17 protein-coding genes are annotated in these 18741 nt (G+C 42.0%); 10 read left to right on the top strand and 7 right to left on the bottom strand.

Annotated features, from left to right (window positions below):
• Positions 1-108 precede the first annotated feature (108 nt).
• Positions 109-1425, top strand: coding sequence for a sensor histidine kinase (locus NSQ64_RS17235; RefSeq protein WP_341017481.1), 1317 nt, complete (start codon positions 109-111; stop codon positions 1423-1425).
• The gene (locus tag NSQ64_RS17230) at positions 1422-2354 is read left to right on the top strand and encodes a response regulator (protein ID WP_039168273.1); all 933 of its coding nucleotides are present in this window, start codon (positions 1422-1424) and stop codon (positions 2352-2354) included. The genes NSQ64_RS17235 and NSQ64_RS17230 overlap by 4 nt, the downstream gene beginning before the upstream one ends.
• 13 nt (positions 2355-2367) lie before the next feature.
• Here the strand turns inward: NSQ64_RS17230 and NSQ64_RS17225 are convergent, their stop codons facing one another.
• Positions 2368-2976, bottom strand: coding sequence for a TetR/AcrR family transcriptional regulator (locus tag NSQ64_RS17225; RefSeq protein ID WP_041091908.1), 609 nt, complete (start codon positions 2974-2976; stop codon positions 2368-2370).
• Positions 2977-3066: 90 nt separating this feature from the next.
• Between NSQ64_RS17225 and NSQ64_RS17220 the strand changes: the two genes are divergently transcribed.
• Complete coding sequence (locus tag NSQ64_RS17220; RefSeq protein ID WP_047945414.1) at positions 3067-3615, top strand: hypothetical protein; 549 nt, start codon at positions 3067-3069, stop codon at positions 3613-3615.
• 37 nt (positions 3616-3652) lie between these two features.
• On the opposite strand, the gene NSQ64_RS17215 is transcribed toward NSQ64_RS17220, so the two are convergent.
• From NSQ64_RS17215 to NSQ64_RS17205, 3 genes are read right to left on the bottom strand one after another with little or no spacing between them, the layout of a single operon-like run.
• The gene (locus NSQ64_RS17215) at positions 3653-4591 is read right to left on the bottom strand and encodes a metal ABC transporter substrate-binding protein (RefSeq protein WP_341017477.1); all 939 of its coding nucleotides are present in this window, start codon (positions 4589-4591) and stop codon (positions 3653-3655) included.
• 13 nt (positions 4592-4604) lie between these two features.
• Entirely contained in the window at positions 4605-5477 is an 873-nt protein-coding gene (locus tag NSQ64_RS17210; protein ID WP_007500236.1) for a metal ABC transporter permease, read from the bottom strand.
• Positions 5477-6220: a metal ABC transporter ATP-binding protein gene (locus NSQ64_RS17205; protein ID WP_019743627.1), complete on the bottom strand. Its 744-nt coding sequence runs from the start codon at positions 6218-6220 to the stop codon at positions 5477-5479. Before NSQ64_RS17205 ends, NSQ64_RS17210 begins: the two co-directional genes overlap by 1 nt.
• A 422-nt stretch (positions 6221-6642) precedes the next feature.
• Between NSQ64_RS17205 and NSQ64_RS17200 the strand changes: the two genes are divergently transcribed.
• The 7 genes from NSQ64_RS17200 to NSQ64_RS17170 all read left to right on the top strand — a co-directional run bounded on the left by NSQ64_RS17200 (position 6643) and on the right by NSQ64_RS17170 (position 15109).
• Entirely contained in the window at positions 6643-8736 is a 2094-nt protein-coding gene (locus NSQ64_RS17200) for a heavy metal translocating P-type ATPase (RefSeq protein WP_341017475.1), read from the top strand.
• 146 nt (positions 8737-8882) lie between these two features.
• Positions 8883-9569 (top strand): DsbA family protein, encoded by a 687-nt coding sequence (locus NSQ64_RS17195; protein WP_396466467.1) that lies wholly within the window; start codon positions 8883-8885, stop codon positions 9567-9569.
• The gene (locus NSQ64_RS17190; RefSeq protein WP_144666044.1) at positions 9566-9979 is read left to right on the top strand and encodes a disulfide oxidoreductase; all 414 of its coding nucleotides are present in this window, start codon (positions 9566-9568) and stop codon (positions 9977-9979) included. Before NSQ64_RS17195 ends, NSQ64_RS17190 begins: the two co-directional genes overlap by 4 nt.
• A gap of 339 nt (positions 9980-10318) precedes the next feature.
• Positions 10319-10930 carry a trimeric intracellular cation channel family protein gene (locus NSQ64_RS17185; protein WP_007500242.1) on the top strand — a complete coding sequence of 204 codons (612 nt, stop codon included), beginning with the start codon at positions 10319-10321 and terminating at the stop codon, positions 10928-10930.
• Between the two features lie 316 nt (positions 10931-11246).
• On the top strand, positions 11247-13262 hold the full coding sequence (locus NSQ64_RS17180) for a Na+/H+ antiporter (protein WP_024719813.1): 2016 nt from the start codon (positions 11247-11249) through the stop codon (positions 13260-13262).
• Between the two features lie 63 nt (positions 13263-13325).
• A complete protein-coding gene (locus NSQ64_RS17175; protein ID WP_035389396.1) occupies positions 13326-14195 on the top strand; it encodes an ROK family protein in 870 nt (289 codons plus the stop codon).
• A gap of 68 nt (positions 14196-14263) precedes the next feature.
• On the top strand, positions 14264-15109 hold the full coding sequence (locus tag NSQ64_RS17170) for an aldo/keto reductase (RefSeq protein ID WP_041507765.1): 846 nt from the start codon (positions 14264-14266) through the stop codon (positions 15107-15109).
• Between the two features lie 219 nt (positions 15110-15328).
• Here NSQ64_RS17170 and modB read toward each other — a convergent pair whose 3' ends face one another.
• The 3 genes from modB to NSQ64_RS17155 all read right to left on the bottom strand — a co-directional run bounded on the left by modB (position 15329) and on the right by NSQ64_RS17155 (position 18736).
• Complete coding sequence (gene modB / locus NSQ64_RS17165) at positions 15329-15994, bottom strand: molybdate ABC transporter permease subunit (RefSeq protein ID WP_041507764.1); 666 nt, start codon at positions 15992-15994, stop codon at positions 15329-15331.
• Positions 15994-16770 (bottom strand): molybdate ABC transporter substrate-binding protein, encoded by a 777-nt coding sequence (gene modA, locus NSQ64_RS17160; RefSeq protein WP_041091903.1) that lies wholly within the window; start codon positions 16768-16770, stop codon positions 15994-15996. Before modA ends, modB begins: the two co-directional genes overlap by 1 nt.
• A gap of 115 nt (positions 16771-16885) precedes the next feature.
• Entirely contained in the window at positions 16886-18736 is a 1851-nt protein-coding gene (locus tag NSQ64_RS17155) for an LTA synthase family protein (protein ID WP_268382981.1), read from the bottom strand.
• Between the last annotated feature and the right edge of the window lie 5 nt (positions 18737-18741).

Here is an 18741-nt window from a genome sequence, read left to right as displayed (position 1 = left end):
TGAGAAGCGCACACCGACAAATGTCCGGTGTGCGTTTTTTCATGGACTGTTTGTTTTTCTGAAGCTCACATAGTATACTATCGTCAATTATTAGGGATGTGACTGCGTTTGAATCTACTGAAAAAATGGTTGAATACAGAGCCTTATTTAATTATCATGCTCATTGTTCTGACTCCGATTGGGGGAGAGCTGAAATTTTATCCATTTGAGGATAGCTTTCGGGTCAGCTTTGGAACCGTTGTCTTTTTCTTTATCCTGCTTCAAATGAAAAAATTCCCGGCATGGGCAAGCGGTATCATTGCGGGGGGATCAGTGTTTGCATTTCGGGTGCTTCTTGATACCGCTGTATCAGGCCACTTAGCGCTGGAAGAGGCCGTTTCTTTAAGATTTCCTTCCCTGCTGTATTACGTCGTCTATGGTACGCTTTTTTATGTATTACAGGTCAGACGTTTCCGTGATAAGCCTTGGCTCATTGGGGCGACAGGGATTATCATGGAACTATGTGCAAGTGTAGTCGAAATGATTGCACTCAGGGGAGCCATTGATGAAATTTTAACAGTGAGAACGCTGTTTCAACTATTTGTATTGGCGATTTTCAGAAGCTCTTTTGTATTGGCTTGTTATACGATGATTCGATTATACGAAGAACAGGCGAGAGAGCGCCAAATGAAGAAGGAAAAGGAACACCTGTTGATGCTGCTGTCAAATCTTTATACGGAATCTACATATTTTTATAAAACCCTTGCACATGCTGAGCACATTACAGCTACTTCATATCAATTGTATCAATCTCTGCATCATGCAAAGGATACGGAATCATTAGATTTGAAAAAACTCGGAAAAACAGCCCTGCAAATTGCAGGTGAGGTACACGAAATCAAAAAGGATAATCAGCGGATTTTTTCTGCCTTATCAAAACTGATTCATGAGGAAAACTTTCAGGAGTATGCAAGTCCTGCTCATATCGCTGGACTTGTGATCCGCATCCATGAAAATTACGCGGAATCTCTTAAAAAACACATCGTTTTTCATTATGATGAAGATGGGCAGCATCCCGCTTATCACGTGTATACCATTCTATCTTTATTAAATAACATTGTATCCAATGCCGTTGAAGCCATTCCGGTGAATGGAGAGGTATCACTATCCATTTCACGGAAAGAGAATGATGTGATTTTTCAAATCAGTGACAACGGGCCAGGCATTAAAGAGCGTAACCATCATGTGATCTTTAAACCGGGCTTCACTTTAAAATACGACCAAGCCGGGAACCCATCAAGCGGCATCGGTCTTTCCTATGTGAAAGACACAGCCGAGAAGCTTGGCGGAAGTGTTGAAATGAAGAGTATCCCAAATCAACAAACGATGTTCACTTTAACGATACCAATTGATCAAGTCAGCAGAAAAGAGGGGAATGGGAGATGAGATTTTTTATTGTTGATGATGATGAAGCTGTTCGTTCTTCACTGGCACAGCTCATTGAAGATGAAGAGCTTGGCATTGTGGCAGGGGAAGCAGAGGATGGTGCTGAAGTAACAGCGAGCTACTTAAATGATTTGCATATTGATATCTTGTGTATTGATCTTCTGATGCCTGAAAGGGACGGTCTTGAGACGATTCGAGCGATCAAGGATGAATTTCATGGGAAATATTTAATGCTGTCACAGGTAGAAACAAAGGAACTCATCGGCCAGGCATATACGCTCGGTGTCGAGTATTATGTGACAAAGCCGATCAATCGGGTAGAGGTCTTAAGTGTGCTCCATCTCATGATTGAACGACTGCATTTAGAGCACTCGATTGAAAATATTCAGCATTCGCTCAAATCGGTCATGCAGTTCCAGCAGCGCGGACAGACAAAAACGAAGCAGCGCGGGAAAAGTCTTGCAGAGGCAGGTCAGTTTTTGCTCGCGGAGCTTGGGATTGTCGGTGAAAAGGGGTCTAAGGATTTACTAGATATGATTCTTTTCACAGATCAGTATTTAGCGTTACATGCCGATCAGCACGACTCTTTTCCTTCATTAAAAGTGATTTTCACTGGCATTACAGAGGATAAATTAAACGAACCTTTTACATCAGCAGACATCGCAAGAGAAGCAAAAGCAGCGGAACAGCGGGTAAGACGTGCGATCAACCAATCATTGAAACACATCGCCTCGCTCGGGTTAACCGATTTTTCTCACCCAACCTTTGAAAACTATGCATCAAAATTTTTCGATTTTACCATTGTGCGTAAGAAAATGAGTGAACTCACAAAAGAGACAAGTGGAAGAGAAGAGCACACACGTATCAATGTGAAGAAATTTGTACAGGTGCTCTATTACGAGGCGAAACGTATTTTTATGGAAGATTAAAAAGACATGCTCTCTATAAGGAGGGCATGTCTTTTTTTGTGATGGATTGAAGATGCATCTGCAGCACGGAGCGCATGAGCTGAGGCGGTAAACGATGGGGCTGTACGATTCCATTCAATGCAAGCCCATTGATGACCGCATAAAGCCGCTCAGTTTCTAATAAAAGATCGATATGATCTAGCAGTAGCTCATCCTCGTTCAATTTCATTAAGCAAAATTGAACGGTTTGAAAAAGCTCGTCATACATCTTTGCATTGAGCGGTTGTAAATCTGGTTCAGTCAGTGCCTTGACTGTAAAAGCCTGCCACACCTCCATTTCAAATATTCGTTCTTCGTCTAGTGGAAGAACCTGCTCCAATAAAGTGAATACATTTTCCTCTGTTGAACCGTTTAATGGAAGCTTAGCAATTCGCTCCTTCACTCTTTCCTGAATTAAATTCATGGAGAATAGAAATAATTCTTGCTGTGTGGAAAAATAATGACGCATAGAGCCGGCTGAAATGCCAGCTTCTACGGCTATTTTTCGTACAGAAGCGCTTTCCAATCCCTCTTGTTTAATCACTCTCATAGCAGCTTGAGCGACCTTTTGTTTTTGTTTATGGTGATCGACGATTTTTGGCATACCTTGATTTTAGCACAGCTATTGTTTTTTTAACACAGTTGTGTTATTTTTTATTTAATACAATCGTATTAAAAAAGGATGTGGGGAAAATTGGTCGGTTTATTGATTGTGGCATGTGAAATTGGTTTTTGGCTGTTTATTCTAATGGGCTTAACACTGCGTTATGTGTTTAAACAGAAAAAATGGGGTGCTTTCTTTCTTGTCTGTACGCCGGTTTTAGATCTCATCCTTCTTGCGGCTACTTATATAGATTTAAAGCAAGGGGCTGTGGCGAGCGTCATTCACGGGCTTGCGGCTGTTTATATTGGTGTGAGTCTGGCCTTTGGACATCAAATGGTGAAATGGGCGGATGCTAAGTTTGCTTATCGTTTTGCAGGAGGCCCTAAGCCGAAGGGAAAACCAAAGTACGGGAAGGAGCGGTCTTTGTATGAAATGGTGGGCTGGACGCGTCATTTCATCTCTTATGTCATCGGAGCGGGGCTATTATATGGATTGACCTATCTCATCCAAGCACCAGAACGAACGGAATCTCTGATGCAGCTTGTCAGTGTGTGGGGGATGGTCTTAACCATTGATTTCATCATTAGCATCAGCTACGTCATTTGGCCGAAAAAACACCCGGAAAATATAGCAGGATGACAAAAAAGACAGGCGGATTTACTCCACCTGTCTTTTCTTATGATGACAGTCCTTTATAAATGGTGTCAATATTCCATTTCATCATCTTATAGTAGCTGTCCCCATCTTCACCTTCTTTGCCAATAGAATCCGTAAATACTTTCCCCTTAATCGGAACTCCGGTTTCCTCAGATAGGCTTTCAAGGCTGCGCTTATCTACACTTGTTTCAAGAAAAAGGGCAGGAACTTGATGGTCTTTGACAAAATGAATGATGCGCTTCATTTGTCCAGGTGTCCCTTCACTTTCTGTGTTGATCTCCCAAATGTAGCCGGCTTTCAGTCCGTACGCATCCGCAAAATATTTGAATGCCCCTTCGCTTGTGACAAGGAGTTTTTTGTCTTTTGGGAGTTGATCAAACTTGTCTTTTGCTTCATCGTGAAGCGTTTGAAGCTTTTTGATATAGGTTTCAGCATTTTTCTCGTAATCCTCTTTATGCTCAGGATCTGCTTGAATGAGCGCATCTCTGGCATTTTGCGCATAAAGAATCCCATTCTCGACATTCAGCCATGCGTGTGGGTCCTGCTGGCTTTCAAGCCCTTTTGAAGACAAATGCTTCACTTTGACACCTTTACTCAGTTCGGCTACAGGTGCATCATCCCCGTCCTTGCCGCTCGATTCAAGCAGTTTTTGAAACCAGCCATTCCCTGTTTCAAGGTTCAAGCCATTAGATAGAATAAGGTCTGCATCCGTCGTATACTGAACATCCTTTGGCAGTGGGTCAAATTCATGTGGGTCTGTACCAATGGGAACAATGCTGTGAATAGAGACATGCTGTCCTCCTACTTCCTTCACAATGTCATAAAGAATGGAGTAGGTCGTGACAACTTTTAATTTACCGTCATCTTTTCCGGAACTTTTTTGCTGAGTAGAACAGCCTGCGATGACCAAAAGGGCAATACATACTGCGGTCAAACGGATTGCTAATACCTTCTTCATATATGTCCTCCTTTTACATAGACGCTTCCTTTTTTAACTGTGTTCGTTTTCGCTTCGATTTTAAGGATCTCCACAATATCCCTTGTTTCGGTGAAAAGATAAAGGCACTGCCGAATAATATGGTCGCGACCAGCACAATGGAAGCACCAGACGACAAGTTATACGTAAAGCTGAGCCCAAGTCCTACGACGGCTGAAACTGCTCCAAAAAAAGCAGATAAATAAATCATGATCCATAGCCGGTCTGTCAATAAATAAGCGGTGGCAGCTGGTGTAATAAGCATTGCAACAACAAGAATAATACCTACAGTTTGCAGGGATGCCACGGTCACTAAGGTCAATAAGGTCATGAGGAAATAATGGATCATGCGATTCGGTAAACCGTAAACCGAAGAAATCACTGGATCAAATGAACTAATGAGCAGTTCTTTGTAGAAAACAATGACAGCCAGTAAAATGAAAATGCCGATGCCAAGCGTGATCCACATATCAGATGAACGAACGGCTAGTACGTTTCCAAACAAGATATGATATAAATCGCTGGAACTTTTCAAAAATGTAATCAAAATGATCCCAATGGAAAAAAAAGCAGTGAATACGATCCCGATGGCAGAATCATTTTTAATGCGGCTGTTTTGACTGACATATCCGATGCCGATGGCTGTAAGTACACCAGTTAGAACCGCACCAAAGAAAAAGTTAATGCCGAGCATATAAGAGATGGCGACACCTGGAAGTACAGCGTGTGAAATCGCATCTCCCATCAAAGCCATTCCCCGTAAAATGATAAAGCAGCCAATGACGCCGCAGATGATCCCTACCATAACGGATGTAAATAACGCTTTTTGTAAAAACGCATATTCAAAAAGTCCGGTTAAGAATTCCATTACGCGTCTCCTCCTGCTGATTTTAAAAATGGCAGCTGTGTTTCGTATGCTTGGAGCATGACCTCAGGACGAAGAATATCATGGACAGGCCCTGCTTTGACCAGCTTCTTATTTAGAAGAACGAGATGGCTGAAGTAATCATCGGCTTTACTTAAGTCATGGTGGACGACCAGAATGGTTTTTCCTTCATCTCGTAATTCCTTCAAAATGCGGATCATCGTTTCTTCACTTGCCATATCAATTCCGACAAATGGTTCATCTAAACAAAAGAGCTGTGCGTTTTGAGCGAGTGCTCGCGCAAGGAAGACACGCTGCTGCTGACCGCCGGATAATTCCCCAATCTGTCTTTTGGCAAAGTCCTGCATCCCGACCTTTTCTAAGCAATGGTACGCATAGGCACGGTCCTCTTTTTTCGGTCGTTTGATCAATCCGAGCTTTGGGTATGTGCCAAGCAGTACGGTATCCAGTACATGGATAGGAAACGTCCAGTCTAGATCATTTCTTTGCGGTACATAGGCGATCTGTTTTCTCACTTGTTTAAAGGGTTGTTCAAAAAAACGAATGTCGCCTTGATCCTTTTCAATTAAATCCAAACATGCTTTCAATAAAGTCGATTTACCAGCACCATTTGGACCAATGATTCCAGTCATTGTTCCTTCCTGTATGGAAAGAGAGACGTTTTCTAGTGCATCCTGTCCGTGGTATGAGACATACAGGCGGTCGATTGTTAAAGCATATGACATCTCTTAAGGCCCCTTTCGATCATCAATTGCGTTTCCTAAAAATATATGCATACATTTAATAATTTTGACTAAAGGATGAAATGATTCTCTAACGCTAATTTGTTTCCTTAGGGAAACTTTCATCTTATTCTAATCGTATGTCCTTCTTTTGTAAAGAGAAATGCTGAATATTCCCATCAAGCGATCGTTTTTATGTTATGCAACGAAGAGGGGACATGAGCATGGATTATTGAAAATTCACGTGACATCCTTGAATACGAAAAATCTCAAACATTTGCTTATAAATGATTGACAGTTTGTAAGAACTCCTCATATAATAAGGGTAATTCAATATATGAATATGTGCTCATATATAATATCTACAGCAGCTGATAGGTTTGATTGAATCAGGGAAGGCTACTTATATAGAAAAAGGTGAGAACATGAAAAAGATGAAGGATGAATACGTATTAAGCGGTCTCGATTGTGGAAACTGTGCACGTAAAATTGAAACAGGTGTCAGCAAACTCGAAGGAGTGGAAGCCTGCTCAATTAATTTTGCGACGGGTACATTAACTGTGACACATGCTGATGCACAAGAAACGATGTCAAAGCGTATTGAAAAAACCGTTCAGTCCATTGAACCTCATGTGAGTGTATCACCAAAAGAAGAAGGACATCACCACGATCATGGAACAAAGAATTTAAAAACGATTGTACTGAAATTAATTGGTGGTGCAGTCATTGGAACAGCGGCTTATTTTATACCTGACAATGGCTTACTGAAGTTCATCATGTTTTTCGCCGCGTATTTACTAGTTGGCGGAGATGTTGTCTTGAAAGCACTGAAAAATATTGTGCGTGGTCAAGTATTTGATGAGAACTTCTTAATGACCATAGCTACAGTTGGTGCTTTTGTGATTCAGCAGTATCCTGAGGCACTTGCAGTCATGCTGTTTTACCAAATTGGTGAACTGTTCCAAGGGGCAGCTGTGAACCGCTCTAGAAAATCAATTAGCGAATTAATGAATATCCGTCCAGAATACGCAAACCTCAAAGTGGGTCAAGAAACAAAAAAGGTAAAGCCGGAAGAAGTCAAAGCTGGTGACCGTATTGTCGTCAAACCAGGTGAAAAAATTCCTTTGGATGGACGTGTGATAGACGGTTATTCTCTTGTGGATACCTCTGCACTAACTGGGGAGTCTGTTCCAAGAGATGTGGAAGCAGGAAAAGAAGTGCTTGCTGGATTTGTGAACCAAAACGGCATTCTTGAAATTGAAGTGCAAAAAGAGCTCAGTGAGTCAGCGGTTACGAAAATTTTGGATTTAGTCGAAAATGCAAGCAGCCGTAAAGCGCAGACAGAAAACTTTATCACAAAGTTCGCTAAATATTATACACCTGCTGTGGTCGTGCTAGCTTTATTGCTTGCCTTTGTACCACCGCTTCTCATCCCATCAGCTCAATTGTCTGATTGGGTGTACCGGGCACTTGTCTTTCTTGTCATTTCGTGTCCATGTGCTCTCGTTGTATCCATTCCATTAGGTTTCTTTGGCGGAATTGGTGCCGCATCAAAACGAGGCATTTTAGTGAAAGGCAGTAACTACTTAGAAGCCTTGAACTCTGTCCGCTATGCGGTGTTTGATAAAACAGGTACTTTGACAAAAGGGAACTTTACAGTTACTCATATCGAAGCAGCGAATGAGAAATGGTCAGAAGAGGAATTGCTTTCTTTTGCAGCGCTGGCAGAAGCGCATTCTTCGCATCCGATTGCAGAATCGATTAAGGCGGCTTACGGAGCGTCTCTTGATGAGAGCCAGATCGAATCTTACGAGGATATTGCGGGTCATGGGATCAAAGCGACAATTCGCGGAGCCCATGTATTGGCAGGTAACCATCGTCTTATGGAACGAGAGGGCATTGCTTTTGAAAAAGAAAAACGAAGCGGAACGGTTGTTTATTTAGCAATAGACGGTGAATTTGCGGGATCTATCTTGATTGCAGATGAAGTAAAAGACGATGCAGTTGAAGCGATATCTTCTCTAAAAGCTGCGGGCATTCAAACCGTGATGCTTACAGGGGATGCTGCGCAAGTAGGAAATGCAGTCGCACAGCAGATCGGCATTGACGAAGTTCACACTGAATTATTGCCACAGGATAAAGTCGCCAAAATCGAAGACATGTATGAGAAAAAAGCATCTCAAGACAAATTATTGTTTGTTGGTGATGGCATAAACGATACGCCGGTTTTGGCAAGAGCGGATATTGGTATTGCCATGGGTGGACTTGGTTCAGATGCAGCAGTTGAAGCGGCTGATATTGTGATTATGACAGATCAGCCATCGAAGGTAGCGGAAGCTATTGCTGTCGCTAAAAGAACGAGAGCCATCGTATGGCAGAATATTGCGTTTGCTCTTGGGGTGAAAGCCGTCTTTCTCATACTTGGTGCATTCGGTATTGCAACAATGTGGGAAGCCGTCTTCTCGGATGTTGGTGTCACTGTACTGGCTGTTTTAAATGCGATGAGGGTCATGAAATAAAATTGTAAGGAAAAATTCATGAATAGCGTCTTTCATAATAGACCCCCTCTTGTTAAAATAGAAGAAGTTGGATAATGGCATTTTCCTGAGCTGTTATCCTTTTTCTTTGTGAAGGAATGAATGAAAAAGATAAGGTAGGTGCTTTTGTGAGTAAAAAAAATAATCAATCTTCATCCATCAAGTTTGCAGTTATATTAACCATCATTGCAGCTCTTCTCATCGGTATTTTCGTTGTGATCGGTAACAACAACAGCCAAGAAGCACAAACAGTCGACAGTAAGCCGTCTATTAAAGGACAGCCTGTCATGGGAGATCAAAAGGCAAAAGTGCAAGTTGTCGAGTTTGGGGACTACAAATGTCCATCATGTAAATCATTTGAGACAGACATTTTCCCAAAATTGAAAGCAGACTACATAGATAATGGCGATGTATCCTTCTCATTTATTAACTTACCACTGCCTGTTCATGGGGACGGTGCGGTATTAGCAGCACTGGCTTCTGAAGAAGTGTGGAAAGAAGATCCGAAAAACTTCTGGGCATTTCATGAAGCGGTCTACAACGCACAACCAGATAGTGAAGCAGAATGGGTAACGCCAGCAAAGCTCACCGAATTGGCGAAGAAGACAACGAAAATTGATACGGACAAGCTGAAAGATAACCTATCAAAGAAAACATATCAGCCACAGCTGAACACAGATGATCAGCTGGTGAATCAATACAAAGTAAATGGAACACCAACTATTTTCATTAACAATAAACAAGTCCAAAACTTTTATGACTATGATGAAATCAAAGAATTAATTGATCAAGAGCTGAAAGGGAAAAAATCATGAAAAATAAACTGATTTACTTATACAGCGCTTGGATCGTCTCGATTGTGGCGACGATGAGCAGCCTGTATTTAAGTGAAGTAAAGAAGTTTATTCCATGTGATATGTGCTGGTTTCAGCGCATTTTCATGTATCCGCTTGTGCTTTTACTTGGAATTGCTACATTTCGTGGAGATGTCAAAGTGAAGTGCTACGTTCTCCCTTTGGCCGGGATTGGTGCTTGCTTTTCCATCTATCATTATATGGAACAAAAGATTCCAGGCTTTGCATCGATTCGTCCTTGTCTAAGCGGTATTCCCTGTTCCGTTGATTATCTGAACTGGTTTGGTTTTATCACCATTCCACTCTTAGCTCTCATTGCATTTATTCTGATCATCATTAGTATGCTGCTTTTAAATGCAAAAGAAGATTGAGGAGATAGCCTGCTTAAAAGCAGGCTATCAGCGTGTAGACAAACCCTCGCATTCGGTGTCATTCCTGTGCGCTGGTGCTCACGAATGTCAAATTCGCTCCAGTGCTCGTCTTTCCTAGACTGCAAAGGTTTTCTATCACGCTGAAAGTAGACAAAGGGCTAAAATCAAGATCATTTTATCCCTTTGTCAACAATCTGAGCCTGCTTAAAAGTAGGCTATTTTTTATTTTTGCAAAAAGATAAAATTTAAAGAAAATTTGTATTGCTTTTCATTTGTGTCAGATATACATTAAGGGGAGAGTGTTAGATGATCAGACAATGGTAAGGAGATAAGCGGAAAATGGCATGGGAAGTGTTAAGTATTATTGGCATTGTGGCATTCGCCATTAGTGGTGCGATTGTCGCAATGGAAGAAGAGTACGATATTCTTGGTGTGTACATTTTAGGAATTGTCACAGCATTTGGCGGGGGAGCGATTCGGAATCTATTAATTGGTCTTCCGGTGTCTGCTTTATGGTCACAGGGCAAAATGTTTACCATTGCCCTTGTATCCATTACGATCGTGTTCCTATTTCCAAAGCTTTTGCTCAAGCACTGGAGCACGTGGGGGAATTTCTCGGATGCGATCGGTTTAGCAGCCTTTGCGATTCAAGGCGCATTATTTGCTGTACAAAGAGAGCTCCCGCTCAGTGCGGTCATTGTGGCAGCCATTTTGACTGGAAGCGGCGGCGGCATTGTGCGTGATTTATTAGCAGGACGAAAGCCACTTGTGCTAAAAGCAGAGATTTACGCAGTATGGGCAGCCCTTGGCGGCTTACTCGTCGGACTCGGCTTAGCGCAAGGAGAGCTTGCTTTATATCTGCTGTTTGTCATCCTCGTCATATGCAGGGTTTGTTCCTACTTATTCAAATGGCGGCTTCCCGCTAGGTCTTATTTTTTAAATAAAGGGTAAAGAAAAGGGCGATGTCGCTCTTTTTTTTATGTGTTATTCGAGCTTGATGTCAGCAGGTCAAGCTGTTTTCGTGTAAAATAAAAGTAGGTTCTTTATTCATCATTGGAACAATACACGAGATGAAAATATTGTCATTTGACTGAATATGTAGATTCAGTCTTTTTTTGCCTAGATGGATTGTTATGTGTTGGTTTCGCTTTTTGCGGGATACTAATGAAACGCTCATGACCGAACGGATGGATCAGAAAGAAATGAACACATCTTTGCATGTAAGCAAAACATGACGGAAAAAATGAAATGGGAGGGACATGTACTAGTGGAGATTTTTTTGGCAGTGCTCGTACTACTAGCACTCATTGCATCATCTAATATTATCAATCGTTTTCTGCCCTTTATTCCAGTACCATTAATCCAAGTGGGTTTAGGGATATTGGTCGCAGCTTTTCCTTCAGGTTTACATATTTCTTTAAATCCTGAGCTATTCTTCGTTTTATTCATTGCACCGCTGTTATTTAATGATGGGAAGCGTACCCCAAGGGACGAGCTGTGGAAATTAAGAGCGCCCATTCTTCTATTAGCTTTAGGGCTCGTATTTGCGACGGTCATTGTCGCAGGATATACCATCCATTGGATGATTCCAAGCATACCACTTCCAGCTGCATTTGCGCTTGCAGCGATTTTATCACCGACAGATGTAGTGGCTGTAAGTGCCCTTTCCAGCCGTGTGAATATGCCGAAGGGGATCATGAGACTGCTGGAAGGCGAAGGGCTGATGAACGATGCGTCAGGACTTGTTGCTTTTAAATTTGCTATTGCAGCAACGGTTACAGGGGCATTTTCCATTGCAGAGGCATCCTTTAGCTTTGTTCTGATTGCTGCTGGCGGATTATTGACCGGATTTATTCTGTCGTTTTTTATCATTCGTTTCCGCTATTTTCTCCGCCGTTTAGGCATGGACGATGTCACAATGCACATCATCCTGCAAATCCTCACGCCGTTTGTGATTTATTTAGCAGCGGAAGAAATTGGCGTATCTGGCATTTTAGCCGTTGTTGCCGGTGGTGTGACACATGCCATCGAGCAAGACCGAATGGAAGCGAATTTAGCAAAGCTGCAAATTGCTTCTTCAAACACGTGGAATATTATTTTATTTATTTTAAATGGCCTTGTTTTCGTTTTACTTGGGTTACAAATTCCTGATGTATCGACTGTCATTTTCCAAGATGAAGCCTTTAATAATATGCAGGTCATCAGTTACATTTTAATCATTACATTCTGTCTGATGATTCTCAGATTCCTATGGGTATGGCTGTTCTGGGCAGGGAACTGGAGTGTATCGAAAAAGAAGAACGCGAAAAAACCGAAGCTGCGTGCTTCCATGCTGATGACATTCTCTGGTGTTCGTGGTGCTGTTACATTAGCGGGTGCTTTCTCCATCCCGTTTACGCTTGCAGACGGCTCACCATTCCCTGAGCGTCATTTAATTATTTTCCTCGCAGCAGGCGTCATTTTATGTACACTCATTTTAGCGAGTGTGCTACTGCCTATTTTATCGGAGAAAAAAGATAAGCAAGTGGATGTGGACTTAGATACAAAGATTCAGCACGCAAAACGGAAGCTGCTGAGAAGTGCCATTAAAACGTTAAAAGAAGGAATGAATGAGGACAATCGAGAAGTCTCCCTTGCACTCATCAATGATTTCCGAATGAAGCTACGAAATATTCAGCGGGAACCGTACCAGTTTGGTATGAGAAAACAAGAGAGAAAAATCAGACTGCATGGTATTAAAGCAGAACAGATGAAACTTCAGCAGTTGATTGAGGAAGAGAAAATCGACAAAGAAGAAGCATATGAGCTGCAAGAGAGATTTCATGAGCTGGAAATGCTCTATTCCAACTCCTTTAAAATTCGTTTCTCAAAAGTGAAGTTTCTGCGCTTACTACAATGGCTTCAATTGTGGCGTCCGCATCAGCGTATTTCGAGCGGCATATTAGAAAACGAGGAATCGTATAAACAAATCCGCAAGAAAACGGCTGAAGCTGCGGTGGATTCTATTAAGCACCATATGACCGAAGACAATCAACAAACGTGTCATCAAGTCATTGGGTTTTACAATCAAGTGATTTTCCGCTGTGAACATGGTCCTTCTTTCTTCCAGCAAAAGGATCGTACGTTTGACCGGAAGAAGAAAGAGCTTAACTTCCAAGCCGTACAGACGATTCGTAATGAAATCCAAACTTTATATGAAAATGGCGAAATCAATCGTGATATTGCTCATCATTTAAGGGAGTATATCAATGACATGGAAGCAGTCTTACTGACCAATACATGATGTTGTCATCTTCTCCCCTTTGTTTTATGATGAAAAAAAGAGACGAGCAGGGGGAGATGCAGGATGACATATTACGGAGCGATTGAAGCTGGGGGGACAAAGTTCTGCTGTGCCATTGGCAATGAGCATGGGGATATCATAGAGGAATTAACCATTCCAACAGAGCACCCGGAAAAAACCATCCAATCACTTATTCCATTTTTTCAGCAACATGAAATTGCAGCATTAGGGGTTGGTTCCTTTGGACCGATTTGTGTCCAGAAAGACGATCCTTCTTACGGTTACATCATGAATACGCCGAAAGTTGAATGGAAGCATTACCCGTTGATACCTGAGCTGGAGAAACAATTAGGTGTACCGGTGTCTTTTACGACAGATGTCAATGCCGCAGCATTAGGTGAACTGACAAAAGGGGCCGCCAAAGGGCTAAGCAGCTGTCTGTATATCACGGTCGGTACGGGGATTGGTGCCGGGGCTGTTGTGAAAAATGAGCTTCTCCACGGTCACTCACATCCAGAAATGGGACACATCCTGGTCAGGCAGCATGAATCAGATCAGTTTGCAGGTGTCTGCCCGGCGCATGGTACTTGCTTAGAAGGACTGGCGGCAGGACCAGCTATTGAGGCAAGGTGGGGAAAGCCAGCTAAAGAGCTTACCGAAGAAGAAGAAGTTTGGTCTCTTGAAGCAGATTATTTAGCACAGGCATTAATGCAATACACGCTGATATTAAGCCCAGAACGCATTATCATGGGTGGAGGCGTCATGAAGCAAAAACAGCTATTTCCGCTCATTCGAGAGAAGCTGGCTGCGTATGTCAATGATTATGTCGACATGCCGCCGCTTGATACATACATTGTCTCTCCTGGACTTGAGGACAAGGCAGGTATGACAGGTGCTTTGCTACTAGCGATTGAAGCGAAGAGAAACGCCTGATAATAGAGTTTTCAAACGCAACATGAGATAATGAAAAAGATGGAATCTATGAAAAGGTGGTTGTTAACATGGTCAAAAGCTTGAATGATACCGTAACACTAAATAACGGAGTAGAAATGCCATGGTTTGGTTTAGGTGTATTCAAAGTGGAGGACGGCAACCAAGTGGTTGATGCCGTAAAAGCAGCCATACGAAACGGTTATCGCAGCATTGATACGGCTGCCGTTTATAAAAACGAGACAGGCGTAGGGAAAGCCATTAAAGAATCTGGCGTAAAAAGAGAAGAATTGTTCATTACGTCAAAAGTATGGAACACAGATCAAGGATATGACAAAGCACTCGCTGCATGCGACGCAAGCTTAAACCGGCTCGGTCTTGATTACTTAGACCTCTATTTGATTCATTGGCCTGGACCAAATGCAGATACATTTAAAGAGACATGGCGTGCGCTTGAGAAGCTTTATAAAGATGGAAAAGTAAGAGCGATTGGTGTCAGCAACTTCTACGTGCAGCATTTAGAAGAGCTGTTAAAAGATGCGGAGGTTGTTCCAGCGGTGAATCAAGTGGAGTTTCATCCAAAACTGACACTTGTAGAATTACGACAATATGCGAAAGAAAAAGGCATTCAAATTGAAGCATGGTCTCCGCTGATGCAAGGAAAGCTTTTGGATCATGACGTATTAAAGGAAATTGCAGCACAATACAACAAATCTGTGGCTCAAGTGATCTTGCGTTGGGATCTGCAAAGCGGCGTTGTCACCATTCCAAAATCAATCAATGAAGATCGCATTAAACAAAATGCCGACATTTTTGACTTCGAGCTTTCACAAGAAGACATGGAAAAAATCAATGCACTTAATAATAACGAACGTGTCGGGTCTAATCCAGAAACGATGACGGTTGGGTTTGAATAAATAAAATTATCCCCTCAGCGTGTAGACAAACCCTCGCATATTTTGTCAGGGCGTGCTGGTGCTCACGAATGTCAAATTCGCTCTGCGCCAGTACTCGTCCTTCCTAGACTAGCAAAGGTTTTCTATCACGCTGAAAAGAAGACAAAGGGCTAAAATCAAGTTCATTTTAGCCCTTTGTCAACAATCTGAATCCCTTTCTCTTTTTGAGAAGGGGATTTTTTAATTCCTGCTTCGGCGAACAGCCAACAGCATGAGGAAAGACAGGATCACAATACAAATGGTCCAAGCCCACGCAAGTTCCATTCGTCCAGAATCAATCGCCACATAGATGGCTGTTGGGAGGGTTTGCGTTTTCCCAGGAATGTTGCCAGCGAACATTAAAGTCGCTCCAAATTCTCCTAACGCCCTTGCGAAACTTAAAACTGCACCAGAGAGAAGAGATGGCAGTGCGAGTGGGACGGTAATATAGGCAAAGACCTGGAAAGAATGCGCACCATCAACTTTTGCAGCACCTTCAATGTCTGACTCAATCGTAGAAAATCCAGCTTTCGCTGATTGATACATGAGCGGGAATGCGACAACTGTCGATGCAATGACTGCTGCCCAATAAGTGAAGATGACAGGCTGATGGAAGATCCATTCAATCGCTTGTCCAATCACACTGTTCTTCCCGAACGCAACGAGCAGCAGAAATCCTACGACCGTTGGCGGAAGGACAAGCGGCATCATGAGGAGCGTTTCCACGATCATTTTCCCTTTGAAAGATGTACGGGCCATCCAAAAACCAATGGACGTTCCTAAAACGACAGCCAATAACCCGCTGAAAGCAGCCACTTGTACGGACAGCCAGATAGGTGAAAGAAAATCTTCGGTCAGCATCGGCATTATTTCACTTGAAAGCCGTACTTTTTAAAAATCGCTGCGGCCGGATCTGATTGGAGATATTGAAAAAATGCTTTCGCCTCTTTCATGTGATCGGTCTGTTTTACAATGCCAACAGGATAAATGATGGGGGAATGCATGTCTTGATTTGCCTCATCTACTATCTTTACTTTGCGAGAAACGAGCGCGTCCGTCTTATACACGACACCAGCTTCCACATTTCCTGTTTCGACATAGTTTAATACTTGACGAACATCCTTGCCATAGACAGCGTTCTGTTTCACTTGGTCCCATATATTCAGTTTTGTGAAAATCTCTTTTGCATATGTACCAGCAGGAACAGATTCAGGTGTGCCAAGCGCTATCTTTCCTTTTATGTGATCAACATCGCGAAAGGTTTTGATAGAAGAGGAACCTTCTTTTGGCACGATGAGGACAAGCTCATTTTGTATGACATCCTTTGTATGATCCTGATCAATGTCGCCAGATTGAACAAGGTCATCAAAAGGCTCTTCAGCTGCTGAGAAGAAGAGATCCGCTTTTGCTCCTTGAGCGATTTGCTGTTTCAATGCGCCGGATGATCCGAAATTATTCGTGAGTGTCACATTTGGATGATCATCTTCATAGGCAGATTCAATCTCTTTCAAAGCATCCTGCAGGCTTGCCGCCGCTGAAATCACAAGTTCTGTCTTTTTGCTTTGATCTGATGACGTCGACTCCGTTTGACACCCAGTCAGGAGCAAACAGATGGTGACGTAGGTTAAGAATAAATATTTCATGATCACACCTCTTTATCATTCAACATCATGTGTATCCTATATTATAATCAAACTTATTTGACCATTCATAGGCTTTCAGGAAAAGAGAAAAGAAAAAGCCGCCAGAGGGCAGCTTTTAATGCTGATAAAAACGTAGTAAGTTCCCGTTGATCACTTTATCTGATAGAGACAGCTCTTTATTGGCTTTTTCTATATAAGGCTGGCATACTTCATCTTCTTCAACAGGTTGTTTTGTTTTTTGATCATAGCACGTGTTCTTTGTATAAAGATAATCATCCGTAATAAAGTTTCCATTTCTCAGCACAGCGAACGGTGTCCGTTCATTGGAGAAAAGATCATTTCCAAATTGAATGGCATCTTTTGATTCAATGCCGAGTAAATGAAGAAGTGTCGGTTTGACATCCATTTGACCGGCTGTTTCAGAAATGGTTTGAGGGGCCTCGTCTGTCACCCCAGGAATGTAAATCAAAAAAGGGACCCGCTGCAGTTTAACCGCATCAAACGGTGTGATTTCATCCTGCTTCAGCAGCTCTGCCATTGCCTCATGATGTGCTTCTGAAATGCCATAGTGGTCTCCCATCAGGACAAACATTGTATTTTCATATAGTCCTTCTTCTTTCATTCGTTCAAAGAACCTTTTGATGGCTTCATCTTGATAGCGGACGGTGGTCACATAGCGGTTTAAAATGGTGCTAGTCGAATCGTATTCATCAATGAACTGATCCTTTGGATCAATTTCAAATGGGAAGTGATTGGTTAAGGTAATAAACGTGCTGTAATAAGGCGTCTTCAGCTTTTTTAAATAATCGATGGATTGGTCAAAAAAGTCGATATCCTTTAAGCCCCAGCCAGTCGAATTCTGTTCATTGACATCAAATGAATCGACATCATAAAAGCGGTCAATCCCAAGAGATTCATACATCACATCACGATTCCAGAACGTTTTATTATTCGCATGAAATTGGACGGATTGATAATTCTCTTTTTTCAATTGCTTGTACAGTGTGTCATATTCGTTGTCACTCGCTGTGAAAAAGACAGCGCCACTGCTAGATGGATAGAGGGAGTTTGCGACGATAAACTCTGAGTCCGACGTTTTGCCTTGTTCTGTCTGCTGATAAAATTCATCAAAATAGAAGCTTTTTTTGGCAAGTTCATTTAAAAATGGTGTGATGTATTGTCCATTCACCTTTTGATTCATGACAAATTGCTGCGTTGATTCAAGTGAAATGAACACGACATTTTTGCCTTTAGCAAGTCCAAAGTAGTCTTCATTCGGTGCACTGTAATCAGCTTTTGTGTAGTTTGCCACTGTTGAAAGTGTATCTTCATCTGCAAAGGCTTTTTGTCCAATTCGTGCTGTTTGAGCGGCACCGTCATACAAATGGAATTGAAACAGCCCAAGGTTTCGTACAATGACTTCTCGATCATATGAGCTTGTCAAAAATCGAGGGTGGTCCATCAAAGCTGAGCTGACATGGAACAATAGCAAGCTGCAGCAAACCACATAGTATGTTTTGATTGTCTTAAAAGACGCTTTAGGTGATAACGGTTTCCGTTTTAAAAGCCATGCCAGCACCACAAAATCAATCAGCATGAGTATAAATAGCGGATGAAACAATTCAGTCATACTGCTGCCCATATCTCCCATGTTCTTTGCTTGAAATAAGACAGGAATGGTAATGAAATCAATATAAAAACCGTAAAAGATCGTATTCGATATCAAAATGGCTGTCAAAATAAAATTTGTGGTCAATAAAAAGACCTTTTGTTTCGTTTCATTTAAGAAAAGAGCAATCCCAAACAAAGGGAGCAAAAAGCTAAGTGGGTTGATCAAAAGCAGCCATTCGTGAAACAGATTGGCCGTTCGTATATGAAATCCGAATTGATAAATGATGTATGTTTTCATCCACATAAAGAGGATGGAGTACACTAAAAACCAGTGATTTTTGAAAAACGCTTTCATTTATG

The organism is Bacillus sp. FSL W8-0183 (assembly GCF_038006825.1).
GTDB lineage: Bacteria > Bacillota > Bacilli > Bacillales > Bacillaceae > Bacillus > Bacillus altitudinis.
Note: the sequence above shows the minus strand (reverse complement) of the source record. Positions and strands in the feature narration are given on the sequence as shown.

Coding starts and splice junctions, on each gene's coding strand:
- NSQ64_RS17170 (WP_041507765.1), top strand. CDS start 14,264: ATGGTCAAAAGCTTGAATGATACCGTAACACTAAATAACGGAGTAGAA.
- NSQ64_RS17155 (WP_268382981.1), bottom strand. CDS start 18,736: ATGAAAGCGTTTTTCAAAAATCACTGGTTTTTAGTGTACTCCATCCTC.
- NSQ64_RS17225 (WP_041091908.1), bottom strand. CDS start 2,976: ATGCCAAAAATCGTCGATCACCATAAACAAAAACAAAAGGTCGCTCAA.
- NSQ64_RS17210 (WP_007500236.1), bottom strand. CDS start 5,477: ATGGAATTCTTAACCGGACTTTTTGAATATGCGTTTTTACAAAAAGCG.
- NSQ64_RS17215 (WP_341017477.1), bottom strand. CDS start 4,591: ATGAAGAAGGTATTAGCAATCCGTTTGACCGCAGTATGTATTGCCCTT.
- modA (WP_041091903.1), bottom strand. CDS start 16,770: ATGAAATATTTATTCTTAACCTACGTCACCATCTGTTTGCTCCTGACT.
- NSQ64_RS17190 (WP_144666044.1), top strand. CDS start 9,566: ATGAAAAATAAACTGATTTACTTATACAGCGCTTGGATCGTCTCGATT.
- NSQ64_RS17185 (WP_007500242.1), top strand. CDS start 10,319: ATGGCATGGGAAGTGTTAAGTATTATTGGCATTGTGGCATTCGCCATT.
- NSQ64_RS17205 (WP_019743627.1), bottom strand. CDS start 6,220: ATGTCATATGCTTTAACAATCGACCGCCTGTATGTCTCATACCACGGA.
- NSQ64_RS17200 (WP_341017475.1), top strand. CDS start 6,643: ATGAAAAAGATGAAGGATGAATACGTATTAAGCGGTCTCGATTGTGGA.
- NSQ64_RS17230 (WP_039168273.1), top strand. CDS start 1,422: ATGAGATTTTTTATTGTTGATGATGATGAAGCTGTTCGTTCTTCACTG.
- modB (WP_041507764.1), bottom strand. CDS start 15,994: ATGCCGATGCTGACCGAAGATTTTCTTTCACCTATCTGGCTGTCCGTA.
- NSQ64_RS17175 (WP_035389396.1), top strand. CDS start 13,326: ATGACATATTACGGAGCGATTGAAGCTGGGGGGACAAAGTTCTGCTGT.